This window comes from Halanaeroarchaeum sp. HSR-CO (genome assembly GCF_024972755.1).
Classification (GTDB): domain Archaea; phylum Halobacteriota; class Halobacteria; order Halobacteriales; family Halobacteriaceae; genus Halanaeroarchaeum.
The window spans coordinates 1074673-1087310 of sequence record NZ_CP087724.1 but is presented as its reverse complement, the minus strand read 5'-3'; the positions used below and the strand labels follow the sequence as shown (position 1 = coordinate 1087310).

General features: G+C 63.9%; 15 protein-coding genes. 12 read left to right on the top strand and 3 right to left on the bottom strand.

The features are described 5' to 3' along the window. Positions 1 to 11: 11 nt before the first annotated feature. Positions 12 to 143: a hypothetical protein gene (locus HSRCO_RS05590; protein ID WP_259519448.1), complete on the bottom strand. Its 132-nt coding sequence runs from the start codon at positions 141 to 143 to the stop codon at positions 12 to 14. 96 nt (positions 144 to 239) lie between these two features. Beyond that, on the bottom strand, positions 240 to 437 hold the full coding sequence (locus HSRCO_RS05585; protein WP_259519447.1) for a DUF5800 family protein: 198 nt from the start codon (positions 435 to 437) through the stop codon (positions 240 to 242). Between the two features lie 97 nt (positions 438 to 534). On the opposite strand from HSRCO_RS05585, the gene HSRCO_RS05580 reads away from it, so the two are divergent. Together HSRCO_RS05580 and HSRCO_RS05575 are read left to right on the top strand one after the other, a co-directional pair. Beyond that, positions 535 to 1380 (top strand): polymer-forming cytoskeletal protein, encoded by an 846-nt coding sequence (locus tag HSRCO_RS05580; protein ID WP_259519446.1) that lies wholly within the window; start codon positions 535 to 537, stop codon positions 1378 to 1380. 240 nt (positions 1381 to 1620) lie between these two features. After that, the gene (locus HSRCO_RS05575; protein ID WP_259519445.1) at positions 1621 to 2802 is read left to right on the top strand and encodes a redox-regulated ATPase YchF; all 1182 of its coding nucleotides are present in this window, start codon (positions 1621 to 1623) and stop codon (positions 2800 to 2802) included. Between the two features lie 550 nt (positions 2803 to 3352). Here the strand turns inward: HSRCO_RS05575 and HSRCO_RS05570 are convergent. Beyond that, a complete protein-coding gene (locus HSRCO_RS05570) occupies positions 3353 to 4474 on the bottom strand; it encodes a pyridoxal phosphate-dependent aminotransferase (protein WP_259519444.1) in 1122 nt (373 codons plus the stop codon). A gap of 100 nt (positions 4475 to 4574) precedes the next feature. Between HSRCO_RS05570 and HSRCO_RS05565 the strand changes: the two genes are divergently transcribed. The 10 genes from HSRCO_RS05565 to HSRCO_RS05520 all read left to right on the top strand — a co-directional run bounded on the left by HSRCO_RS05565 (position 4575) and on the right by HSRCO_RS05520 (position 12634). Next, complete coding sequence (locus HSRCO_RS05565) at positions 4575 to 5483, top strand: RsmB/NOP family class I SAM-dependent RNA methyltransferase (RefSeq protein WP_259519443.1); 909 nt, start codon at positions 4575 to 4577, stop codon at positions 5481 to 5483. Beyond that, entirely contained in the window at positions 5480 to 6034 is a 555-nt protein-coding gene (locus tag HSRCO_RS05560) for a hypothetical protein (protein WP_259519442.1), read from the top strand. Before HSRCO_RS05565 ends, HSRCO_RS05560 begins: the two co-directional genes overlap by 4 nt. Positions 6035 to 6076: 42 nt before the next feature. After that, the gene (locus HSRCO_RS05555) at positions 6077 to 6427 is read left to right on the top strand and encodes a twin-arginine translocation signal domain-containing protein (RefSeq protein WP_259519441.1); all 351 of its coding nucleotides are present in this window, start codon (positions 6077 to 6079) and stop codon (positions 6425 to 6427) included. A 100-nt stretch (positions 6428 to 6527) separates the two neighbouring features. Further along, positions 6528 to 6722, top strand: coding sequence for a cold-shock protein (locus HSRCO_RS05550; protein ID WP_259519440.1), 195 nt, complete (start codon positions 6528 to 6530; stop codon positions 6720 to 6722). 191 nt (positions 6723 to 6913) lie between these two features. Beyond that, positions 6914 to 7108 carry a hypothetical protein gene (locus tag HSRCO_RS05545; protein WP_259519439.1) on the top strand — a complete coding sequence of 65 codons (195 nt, stop codon included), beginning with the start codon at positions 6914 to 6916 and terminating at the stop codon, positions 7106 to 7108. Between the two features lie 303 nt (positions 7109 to 7411). Beyond that, entirely contained in the window at positions 7412 to 7711 is a 300-nt protein-coding gene (locus tag HSRCO_RS05540) for a HalOD1 output domain-containing protein (RefSeq protein ID WP_259519438.1), read from the top strand. A 115-nt stretch (positions 7712 to 7826) separates the two neighbouring features. Further along, positions 7827 to 8510, top strand: a complete 684-nt coding sequence (locus HSRCO_RS05535; RefSeq protein ID WP_259519437.1) for a nucleotide exchange factor GrpE — start codon at positions 7827 to 7829, stop codon at positions 8508 to 8510. A gap of 265 nt (positions 8511 to 8775) precedes the next feature. Next, the gene (dnaK, locus tag HSRCO_RS05530; protein ID WP_259519436.1) at positions 8776 to 10716 is read left to right on the top strand and encodes a molecular chaperone DnaK; all 1941 of its coding nucleotides are present in this window, start codon (positions 8776 to 8778) and stop codon (positions 10714 to 10716) included. 24 nt (positions 10717 to 10740) lie between these two features. Beyond that, positions 10741 to 11880: a molecular chaperone DnaJ gene (dnaJ, locus tag HSRCO_RS05525; protein WP_259519435.1), complete on the top strand. Its 1140-nt coding sequence runs from the start codon at positions 10741 to 10743 to the stop codon at positions 11878 to 11880. Between the two features lie 58 nt (positions 11881 to 11938). Continuing rightward, positions 11939 to 12634 (top strand): hypothetical protein, encoded by a 696-nt coding sequence (locus tag HSRCO_RS05520; RefSeq protein WP_259519434.1) that lies wholly within the window; start codon positions 11939 to 11941, stop codon positions 12632 to 12634. Positions 12635 to 12638 lie beyond the last annotated feature (4 nt).

Genomic DNA, 12638 nt, shown 5'->3' with positions numbered 1-12638 from the left:
CCGAACCGCGGTCAGAGGAACAACAGGTAGGGGACGATGAAGAACGCGAGGAAGACGATGGCGAGGAGGATCCCGTATCCCACGACGAGGCCGACGATGGTCTGCCAGATCGGATGGTCGAACGTTACGGTGAGTTCGCTCATACGTCGACCATACCGTTCGAGTGGTAAAACTGTATGCCAGCGGTATTCGGGTGCCGCCCTACCCGGAGCGGTCCCGACGAAGCTGCCGTCCAGACCTCACGCGAGGATGTCCGCGATACGCCGCGGTTCCCCGGCGAGCGAGGGGTTCGGTTCGACGAGTTTGAGCACTTCGTGATCGGTCACGTCGGTGTACTCCTTCTCGGTCGCCTCCTCGATGAGGGCGCGCTCCATGCGGAACTCCGTCCCCTCGTACACGACGTCGACGCCGTGCTCGTCGAATGAGAGTGCGGTCATCGTCTCCGGCTATTCGGTCAGTCGATATAAGCCCCGCGTCGGACGCCCGTCTGCCGGTCTCGGGGAGTTTATACTGTTGTGGGTGTTCGCAGGAGATGTGTTTGGACGCGATCCGATCGACCGACTCGCCATCCCGGACGGGACGACGGTGGAGGAACACGACCTCGTCACCGATGGGGACGTCCTCGTCGGTGGGCAGAGTACCGTCGAGTTCGGGGTTCGCGGACAGGACCTCATCGCCGGTGAGCGCGTCCACTTCGGCGGCGACATCGAGATAGAAGGTGATTGCCGGCTGGACATGTGGTGTTCGGTCGACGGCAACGCGCTGGTCGGTGCCGACGCGTATCTCGGCGAGCGCGTCCACGTGGACGGCCGTCTCGTCGTCGGCGGCGACCTGGACATCGGCGACGACGTCCAGATAGATGAGGGCTTCGAGGCGAGTGGCTGGATCGTCATTCGCAATCCGATGCCGACGATCACCTTCTTCGTGGTCTATCTCACACACCTCCTGCGCATCGGCGAGGAAGAGGAAGCCGAGGAGCTCGTCGAGGAGTTGGCCCACGAACCCGATGCGGTACCGCTGCAGATCCCCCGCGGGTCGCGAGTCAGCGACGAGACGTGGCAGGTGTCCGCACCCGCGACCATCGGTGACGACTGTCGGCTGCACGGGAACATCCGTGCACACGACATCGAGGTGGGCGAGGGGACCAATCTGTTCGGCAGTCTCCGGGCTCGCGACGACATCGTCGTGGGATCGGGCACCAAGGTCCACGGCGACGTCACCTCGCGTGGCGGGGACGTCACCGTCGAAGACGAGGCCCTGATCCTGGGCGACGTGGTCGGCGAGGACATCACGATCCACCAGGACGCGAACGTCGACGGGACGATTCGGGCGCGCGGGGCAATGCGACTCGGCCGGCAAGCCCAGCGACGACCGGAGTGACGCCCCATCACCGCTTCCAAGGTGCTGGGAATCGGTGGAACGTTCTTGGTATGGCCGAGCATTGACCCAACTGCGCCGGCGGACGAACGCGAGGGATCGATGCCTGGGCGGGCGCGACCCCTCGTACCGCCGGCCATCAGTTGTGGGGCCTTCCGATCTATCCCTCTCTTTCGGATGACATCCCCCGGTGACCGGCGCGGAACCGAAAGGTAGTTTCCCCGGTCCCCGGTACCTCGGTACATGATTTCGCTCGCACTTGCCGGGAAGCCGAACGCCGGCAAGTCGACGTTCTATACCGCAGCGACGATGGCAGAGGTAGACGTGGCGAACTACCCGTTTACCACCATCGACGCCAACCGTGGGATCAGTCACGTCCGTACCAGGTGTCCCTGTCTGGATCTCGACCAGCGATGCGGGAACGAGAACTGTCACGGGGGAAAACGCTACGTACCGATCGAACTGCTCGACGTCGCAGGCCTGGTTCCAGGTGCCCACGAGGGCCGCGGTCTCGGGAATCAGTTCCTCGACGAGTTGACCAACGCTGACGCGATATTGAACGTCGTCGACGCCTCCGGAGGGACCGACGCGGAGGGCGAACCCGTCGAGATCGGCTCGCACGACCCGGTCGAGGACATCGACTTCATCGAGTCCGAGATGGACATGTGGCTCGCCGGCATCGTCGACCGGAACTGGGAGAAGATCGAACGACAGTCGCGCTCCCCGGGCTTCGACATCGACGACGCACTGACCGACCTGCTGACCGGATTCGGGGCGACTGAGTACGACGTCGCCGCGAGTCTTCGGGACCTCGAGTACCCGGAGACCCCGATGGCGTGGGACGACGAGCACCGGGAGGCGCTGGCGACGGAGATACGCGCCCGCACGAAACCGATCGTGGTGGTCGCGAACAAGATAGACGTCGCGCCGGCGGAGAACGTCGATCGGCTGCTGGAACTGGACAAACCGGTCATCCCGGCCACTGCCCAGGGTGAACTCGCCCTCAGGCGCGGGGCCGAACACGACGCGGTCTCCTACGACCCCGGCGACGAGACGTTCGAGATGACGGACGCCGTCTCCGAGCAGCAGCGGACCGTCCTGGCCGCGTTGGGAGAGACCATGGATCGGTGGGGTGGGACCGGCGTCCAGGCCGCCCTCGATTATGCCGTCTACGACCTGCTCGACAGGGTCACCGTCTACCCGGTCCAGGACGCGACCCACTGGACCGACGGCCAGGAGAACGTCCTCCCCGACGCGTTCTTGCTCCCCAGTGGCGCCACCCCGCGCGACCTGGCCTACGCCGTCCATACCGATATCGGAGAGGGATATCTCCACGCGGTCGACGCACGAGCCAACCGCGAGGTAGGAGACAGCTACGAACTCGAAGAGGGCGACGTGATCAAGATCGTCAGTACCGCGAGATAACGGCGGCGATTGGCCCAGTCGACGCGGGCGATTTTTCCAGACTTGTTGTGTCAGCTACATTTAGATAGGCTTACATCCTGTGGCGGCATATCATATACTTGCCGCGAGGCGCGGAGACACACTGGACGCCAACGGTCCAGATCGTCTGGCTATCGCCGGACGAGACGTTCCGAGGTAGGGGCGATAACCGAAGCACCGGTAACACGGTTCCAAGGAAACAGCTCCGAAGGAGAACCGCGCCATCCCACTGCCGGACCACCATGGTGGTTCGGGATCAAGGCAAAGTACCGGAATACGCGTAAGCGAATTTCGGGAACCACCGATGGCAAGGCCGGTGAAAGACCGGTACAGCGAGGACGGCGAAGGAACGTCGACACACCGTCGACGTCCGCGACACTCGACGAATCATTCGCTGGGTGTCGTCCGAGTCGTCGTCGAAGTCCCGGTGCGATTCCGGGTAAAGCCATCGACGGCCGCGCGGGATGGGGAAAACGTCTCCCGTCCAGGTCTATACCGTGTTTCGTGGGTTTCGTCGACAACTATTCCTGAGTCACTGCACTGCGCGGGTCGCCGACCGCATCGCCTCGAGCGCCGTCTCTATCTCGTCGAGACTCGCCGCGTAGGAGATTCGAGCGTACCCTTCCCCGTGTTCACCGAAGGCGCGACCCGGGACGACCACGACGTCCCGTTCGATGACGGCATCGACCCATCCCTCCGGGACTGCGGGCATCGCGTAGAATGCGCCCCTGGGCGTCGGGACGTCCAGCCCCATGTCGGTGAGACCATCGAGCAGGACGTCCCGCCGCTCCTCGAAGGCAGCCACCATCTCCTCGACACGGTCCTGCGGGCCCGAAAGTGCCGCTTCCGCTGCGTACTGGGCGGGCGCGCTCGCACAGGCCTGCACGTACTGATGGACCCGCAACATGCGCTCGATACGTCGCTCGCTCCCAGCGACCCAGCCCAGGCGCCAGCCTGTCATCGAGTACGCCTTCGATGCGGCGTTGACGATCACGACGTTGTCCGACTCCGCGAACTCCATCGGTGAGCGATGTTCGCCTTCGAAGACGATCCGCTCGTAGACCTCATCCGAGATCAGGAGGACGTCGTGTTCGTCGGCGATGCGGGCGAACTCGCGCATGTCGGCGACCGATTGAACGGCGCCGGTGGGGTTCGCCGGGCTGTTGACCACGAATGCAGCCGTGTCCTCGGTGATGGCTGCCTCCACGGTCGCCGGGTCGAGTGTGAGGTCGTCACGAAGCGGGAGCGGGACCGGGGTCCCACCGGCGAGTTTGGTCAGCGCATCGTAGGAGACGAACCCGGGGTCTGGGATGAGGACTTCTTCGCCCTGATCGACGTGTGCTTCGAGCGCCAGATGAAGTGCTTCGCTCCCCCCAGCGGTAGCGATGATCTGGTTCGGGGCCAGGTCCAGGTCGTCGTCCCGAGCGTGTTTGTCCGCGATCGCTTCGCGGAGCGACTGGGTTCCGAAATTCGACGTGTAGCCGTCGGCATCGCCTGCCTCGATGGCGTCGATGGCCGCCTGGCGCGCGTGTTCCGGCGTGGGGAAATCCGGCTGGCCAATGCCGAGATTGATGGCGTCCTCGCCGGCGGCCTCGAAGACCTCCCGGATACCGCTGATCGATATCGCTTCCACCCGTTCGGAGAATGCCGTCATGTGCTATCCCGCGTCGCAGTGCAGGATAAGTGTAGGGATTGTGCTGTTCCGGCGGCCACAGTCGAAACGGACAAACACGTACCCCGGCACTGTACATCCGATGGACGCGCTGGACCGGTACGAATCGATCGTCGACGACTACGATGCGTTTCGCGAGGCGTGTCTCCGACCGCTTCCCGCCACGGTCCGGGTGAACACGATCAAGGCCACCCCGGAGCGAGTCATCGCGGCCCTCGAAGCAGCGGGCGTCACAGCCACACAGCGCTCGTGGGAGCCAACGGTTCTGGCAGTCGATACCGCCAAACCAGGCAACACGTGGCCGTACGTCCACGGCTGGATCCACGGCCAGGAGGAGGTGTCGGCCATCCCACCGATGGTTCTCGACCCACGACCCGGCGAGGTCGTCTGGGCCGCTGCCGCTGCCCCCGGGAGCAAGGCAACCCAGCTTGCGGCGTTGATGGACGACACCGGACTCGTCATCGCGAACGACGACAACCTCGATCGCCTCTCTGCGCTGCGTGGGAACGCGGACCGACTCGGCGTCACCTCGATGGCCGTCACCAACGAGGACGCCAGGTTCCAGACGTTCGACCCGTTCGGCATCGACCGCGTCGACCGCGCCCTCGTCGACGCACCCTGCACCTGCGAAGGGACCGTCAGAAAGAGCCCGGACGCACTCGATGGCGCCGGACCGGCGAGTAGCACGAACATCGCGAACGTCCAGCGCGATATCCTCGCCCACGCGGTCGCGAAGACGAAGTCGGGCGGGACGGTCGTCTACTCGACGTGCACCTTCGCCCCCGAGGAGAACGAAGCCGTGGTCGACGCCGTCCTGGCGGGGGGCGACGCGACGGTCGTCCCGTTCGAGGTGCCACTCGAGCACACCCCCGGGCTCACCGAATGGCAAAGTGACACCTACGCAGATGCCCTCGCGGCGACCAAGCGGTTTTACCCCCACCAGAACGACACCGGCGGGTTCTACGTCGCGAAACTGGAGGTGACGAGATGAACGGACCACGCCGGCGACTCGTCGCGGACGGCAGTGGCAGAAACCAGGGGTCCCAGAACCGAAGCGACCGATTCGAACGACTCCCCGCGACCGAGGAGGTCCGATCCGTCCCGGGCAGACCGACCAGAACCGCCGTTCTCGAGTGGTGGAGGGAACGATTCGACATCGACAGGGAGACCTTCGCTGACTTTACGTTCTGGGAGAAAGGGGCCGGCAGGGTGTGGGCCCTCCACCACGACCTGGTCGGGCCGGTCCAGATAGAAGCACTCGGATTACCCATCCTCCGCACCCGCCAAGAGTTCTGGAAGCCGACGACCGACGCCGTCCAGCGGTTCGGTCGAACGGCGACGAAGAACGTGATCGAACTCGACGAACGGCAAGCGGACCGGTTCGTCGCCGGCGAGGATCAGGACCTTGAGTGGGACGGCGACTGGGGATACCTCATCGCCGCCCACGAGATTGCCGGTGGTCTGGAACCCATCGGAGTCGGCCTCTTTACGTACGGTACCTTCCAGTCGATGGTCCCCAAGGGAAGACGACGGGAATTTTAGCGACTCGGAAGGTTCTTGCGGAGGTACTCGGTGGAGGTACACATGAACCGTCGGACGTTCCTGATCGGGGCGGCGGGGCTCGGGACCACTGCTGTCGCCGGGTGTCTCGGGCGCGAGGAAGACAGATTCACGCTCCGCGTGGCGGACTACAACTTCGGCGAGAACGACGAACGTTACCTGGAAGCGTGGGCGATGGTCTCCAACGTCGGAAACGATCCGCAAGAGGGGACACTCTATTTCACCGGCAAACTCGAGGACGACACGATCGTCCGGGTTCGTGACGTCGCACTCGAGGCGCACAGGACTCGAGAGTACACCGTCACTTACGACGTCCTGTGGGACGACGTCAGGAATTTCTCCCTCGACGTGGAGATCGAACCGCCGGACTCCTGAGCCGGTCAGGCTGTGTGGCAGTATCAGTTTCCCGGCAGGCCGTCGTGGTACCACGACCCTCGGAAGGGTTATCCCTGTATCGGCCCTGTGATATATTGTAATGGCAAACGGTACTGTGGATTTCTTCCACGACACTGGCGGTTACGGTTTCATCACGACTGAGGACGCGGACGAAGACGTATTCTTCCACATGGAGGACGTTGGCGGAGCGGACCTCGAAGAAGGACAGAACATCGATTTCGACATCGAAGACGCCCCCAAGGGCCCGCGCGCGACGAACATCGTTCGCAACTAAGTCGACGTCGCCCATCACCATTCGGTGAAGGGCCGGTGCATTTCTTTCGAACCACACTGTCGCATAGATACATCGCCGTCGGTTCGCTCGTCGCGACCCTGAACCAGCAATACACAGACTCACAGCGTCTGAAAACCCCGTATCTACCGCGACGAACAGGGTTATCCCCGCGAACGTCGTATACCGTTGAAATGATAGACGCCCAGCCCGCCGAGACCGACCCGCCCGAGAAAGCGACACTGATCTGCCGCGACTGCAGCCACGAGAGCGACGTCGACGGCGATTGGATCGTTCACACCGAACACGAACGACAGATGTACGACTGCCCCATCTGCGGAACGACGATCACCGCGCGATACGAGCGCGGACAGCCACTCACTATCTGATCCGATACGCCGTCGATACCGATTCGTTGCCATCGCTGGACGATGCTCGAACAGCCCCATTTCGAGGGCTGATCGACGAGCGGTCGCCTGTGTCTCCCCCCTCTGCCAGGAACCGAGGAGATATCCGGCAGAGAAGGTCGCTTCGATGCCGCGCAGTCATTCAATAGGACCCGGACTGGTACGAATCCCGTGGATAGCTAAACGCCTTCCTCGGGCCATCTGGATGCCAAAATCGGCAACTTCGTCGCCGTATCCCCGGAGTGAAACGTTAGCTATAAAAATAGTAACGTGGAGTACGAGATAATGGCAGAGTCAGATTGCATCGCGACGGGCCCACACCACACGGACGTCTCGGTGGGAACGGAGGACATGACAGTACAGTATGATATTTCCCAGACGACACCGGTTCACGCTATCGTCGAAGCGCTCTGTGTCGCCCGAGACGAAGCGTACGACGAACTTCCACCGCTGCACGAGTTTATCGATACCGACGCACTGAATTCATTGCTCCAGACAGACAACGACGCGAGGGTCATCTTCGACTACCAGGGCCACACCATCGCCGTCCGTACCGATTCTGTCACCGTCGGGCCAGCAGTCTGAGCTGCCACCGATTCACTGACGACGGACTTGCCCCACCGACGTTGGACCACGGTCCTGCCACCACAGTCGGAGCGAGTTCTATACGCTTATACCGCTTCGTCGGTTTTCTGGACCCATGACAGCGGCCGACGAGCACGCCGAAACCGAGCAATCGCTCGACCTGGTGGGGGCGGTCACGGCACACGACGAGGAACTCGGAGCGGCCGTCGCAGACCTCCAGGATCGCATCGAGGAACTCGAAACGACCGTCGAGGAGAAAGATTCGGAGATAGCGACGCTCACCGAGCGACTCCAGCGGACGCAAGCGGACTTCCAGAACTACAAGAAACGGACCAAAGAGCGCCAGGCGGACCTCGAGCAACAGGCCAAAGGGGACGTCATCGAACGGTTCCTCGAGGTACGGGATAACCTCACCCGTGCGATCGAAGACGAGTCCGACGACCTCGAATCCCTCAAAGAGGGGGTCCGGGTGACGCGAAACGAGTTCGATAGAGTCCTCGACGCCGAGGACGTCGTACAGATCGACCCGGAACCCGGTACCGCAGTCGATCCGAGACGACACGAGGTCATGATGCGCGTCGAGAGTGACGAACCCGAAGATACCGTGGCGAGCGTCTTCAGAACGGGGTACGAGATGGGCGAGACGGTCCTGCGAACCGCCCAGGTGACGGTCAGCGACGGGCCGGAAGACGACACGGACGCGGCCGAGCAGGAAGCGGACTCAGAAGACGTCGAGAAAGAAGAGATCGCGGATACGGCGGACGGCACCGACGACGAAGCGACGACAGACGCCGAATAGCGGCCCCGACGCCGCACTGGCGGGAGCTCCGGCGGCCCGTTGTCCTGACGGATACCGGCACAGTCACATCGCCGTCACCGTGGGCACCAGGTCGAAAAGCCGTCGCACCGTGATCGTTCCCCGATGAAATTGCGGTCGTAATATATGCTGTGGCGGTGAACGACCGAGTTGAATGGAATCGCAAGCAAGCGTCGGGTCGGTAAATCGTGGGTGCCGGTCTCACTAGCAAGGCTTAAAGGCTACAAGCCGATAACAAACGCTCAAGATGGCGAGTGAGAAGATTCTCGGAATCGACCTCGGGACTACGAATAGCGCGTTCGCGGTGATGGAGGGAGGAGACCCGGAGATCATCGTCAACAGTGAAGGCGACCGGACGACCCCGTCTGTCGTCGCGTTCGACGAAGGTGAACAACTCGTCGGGAAGGCGGCCAAAAACCAGGCCGTCCAGAACCCGGAGGAGACCGTCCAGTCGATCAAGCGACACATGGGCGAGGACTACTCCGTGACGATGAACGGCGAGGAGTACACGCCGGAACAGGTCTCCGCGATGATCCTCCAGAAGATTAAGCGGGACGCCGAGGAGTACCTGGGCCAGGACGTCGAGAAGGCGGTGATCACCGTCCCTGCATACTTCAACGATAAGCAGCGCCAGGCGACCAAGGACGCGGGCGAGATCGCCGGCCTCGATGTCGAACGCATCGTCAACGAGCCGACGGCGGCCAGTATGGCCTACGGGCTCGACGACGAGACCGAACAGACCGTCCTCGTCTACGACCTCGGAGGCGGAACCTTCGACGTCTCCATCCTCGACCTCGGTGGTGGCGTCTACGAAGTCGTCGCGACCAACGGGGACAACGACCTCGGTGGGGACGACTGGGACGACGCCATCGTGGATTGGCTGGCCGAGGACTTCGAGGACGATCACGGTATCGACCTCCGGGAGGATCGACAGGCGCTCCAGCGGCTCAAGGACGCCGCGGAGGAGGCGAAGATCGAACTCTCGAGTCGCAAGGAGACGACGATCAACCTACCGTTCATCACGGCAACCGACGACGGCCCGGTCCACCTCGAGACGGATCTCACGCGCGCGAAATTCGAATCGCTCACGGCGGACCTCATCGATCGCACCGTCGACCCGACCGAGCAGGCCCTGGCCGACGCCGACCTCTCGAAGAGCGATATCGACGAGGTCATCCTCGTCGGCGGGTCCACCCGGATGCCACAGGTCCAGGAGAAGGTCGAGGACCTGACGGGCCAGGAACCGAAGAAGAACGTCAACCCCGACGAGGCGGTCGCGCTGGGCGCGGCCATCCAGGGCGGCGTCCTGGCGGGCGACGTCGACGACATCGTCCTCCTCGACGTCACGCCGCTCTCGCTCGGCCTCGAGGTCAAAGGCGGCCTCTTCGAACGGCTCATCGAGAAGAACACGACGATCCCGACCGAGGAGTCGAAAGTCTTCACCACCGCCGCCGACAACCAGACCTCCGTACAGATCCGCGTCTTCCAGGGTGAGCGCGAAATCGCCGAGGAGAACGAACTGCTCGGGGCATTCATGCTCACGGGCATCCCGCCTGCCCCGGCGGGCACTCCACAGATCGAGGTCTCGTTCAACATCGACGCCGACGGTATCGTGAACGTCGAAGCCGAGGACCAGGGCTCCGGCAACAGCGAGGACATCACCATCGAGGGTGGCGTCGGCCTCGACGACGAGGAGATCGAGGAGATGAAAGCCGAAGCCGAAGAACACGCCGAGGAAGACGAGAAGCGCCGCGAGCGCATCGAGGCGCGCAACGAGGCCGAGGGCGCCATCCAACGCGCCGAACGACTCCTCGAGGAGAACGAAGAAATGGTCGACGACGACCTGCGCGAGGACATCGAAGTCGAGATCGAGACCGTCCGCGAGGTACTCGAAGACGAGGACGCCGACCTCGAGACCATCCAGGAGGCGACCAGCGAACTCTCCGAGAAACTCCAGGAGATCGGCAAACAGGCCTACCAGCAGCAGGCGGCCCAGCAGGCCGGCGCGGCCGGAGCCGGCCCGGGTGCCGCGGGCGCTGGACCAGGAGCCGCCGGTGCAGGTCCCGGTGCCGGCCCCGGTGCGGCCGGCGGCGAGGCAGGCGAGGAGTACGTCGACGCCGACTTCGAGGACGTAGACGAGGAGCCATCGTCGGCCGGGCAGACGGGAACCGACGACGAAGACGAGTAACCGAATCGAAACCACACATCACTGATGCCCGAGGACTTCTACGACGTACTCGGCGTAAGCCGGGACGCGGACGAGGACGAGATCAAACGCGCCTTCCGGAAGAAAGCGGCCAAGCACCACCCGGACGTCAGCGACGACCCCGACGCCGAGGAGACGTTCAAGAAGATCCAGAAGGCCAAGGACGTCCTCACCGACGACGAGAAGCGTCAGATGTACGACCAGCTCGGGCACGAACGGTTCGTCGAGGCCGACAAACAGGGCGCCACCGACCGCGGCGGAGCCAGGGGCAATCCCTTCGGCGGTAGCGCCGGTGGCGGCATGGGCGGGTTCGGCGACATCTTCGACCAGTTCTTCGGTGGTGGCGGACGTGGCGGCTCACGCCCCTCCAAGGGCCAGGATCTCCGTACCGGCCTCTCCATCGACCTCGAGGAGGCCTACGAGGGCGTCACCAAACAGGTCACGATCCGACGTCCCGAGCGGTGTGAGGACTGTGACGGCAGCGGCCATCCCCCCGGCGCGGAACCCCGAACCTGTCCCGAATGTAACGGTCGTGGCCAGGTCCGACAGGTCAAGCAGACGCCGTTCGGCAAGATGCAACAGACCGGAACCTGTCGGCGCTGTGGCGGCGAGGGCGAACTCTACGAGGAGACCTGCTCGACGTGTCGCGGCCAGGGTACCGTCCGCAGAGAGGCGACGCTTTCGGTCGACGTCCCTGCCGGCATCCGGAGTGGCCAGACCCTCCGGATGGAAGGCGAGGGCGCACCGGGCGACCCGCGTGCGCCGAACGGTGACCTCCTCATCGAGGTCGAGGTCGACGATCACCCGGACTTCGAGCGTGATGGCAACGACCTTCGCCTCGATCAGCCCATCTCGTTCCCACAGGCGGTCTTCGGCGATACCATCCAGGTCCCCACCCTCGATGGCGGGGCCCAGTTCGAAGTCCCCGAGGGCACACAGAGTGGCGAGACGTTCCGCCTCCGTGGCAAGGGTATGCCGCGACTCCGCGGCCACGGCTACGGCGACCTCTACGTCGACGTCCAGGTCGTGACCCCGGAGTCACTCAACGAGGAACAGCGAGCGGCGCTGGAACAATTCGCGGAGGCCGGCGGGGAATCCGTCGAGGTCGAGGACGGGTTCTTCGAGCGGATCCGCAACAGCCTGTAGTCTCTCGAACGACGACGAGATAGCAAGCGGTTTTTCGCTGGACGACGGACGGACGAGCATGGACACCGTCGGCGACCTGCTCGACCTCCCCCACCCCGACGAGGAACCCGCGTTACGGAACGGGAGACGAACGTACGAGTACCATCGGTTCAGGGCCACCGCGTACAAGACCGGGAACTACCTTCGGTACAACGGCGTGGGCCAGCAGGCGACCGTCTCACTCCTCGACGACCTTGCGCCCGAGGCGATATTCGGCGTCCTCGGGACGGCACTCCTCGGTGGCCGTATTCGATTCGACCCCGAGACCGACGTCGAAGACACCGTCCTCTTCGGGCCGACCGACGAACTCGACGGCTACGACGTCGCCGGTGGCTGCAAACGGATCGGCTACGGGGCGAAGCCGACCGACCCGTCGTGGGCCTTTTTCGAACGCGAGATCTGGAGCGAGAATCCCTTCTTCCCGCCGACGGACGTCGATGGCGACGCCACACTCGTCGACGGGTGGACCCAGACGGTCGCCCTGCGTGCGGCCCGGAACGCGGCAGCGGACCTCTCCCCCGACGACGTCGTCGCGATTCGCGGCTCGTTGACCGACCCGTCCACGCTGATCGGCGGTGTGCTCGCCCCGCTGGTGGTCGGCGCGACGATACTGCTGCCCGAGGACGGACAGGAAGGAACGGTCGTCGTCGGTGCTGAGAAGGGGCCAGAAGAGCGGGTCCTCGACACGCCAGACGCCCCGCCCGCGAGCGAGTGACCGG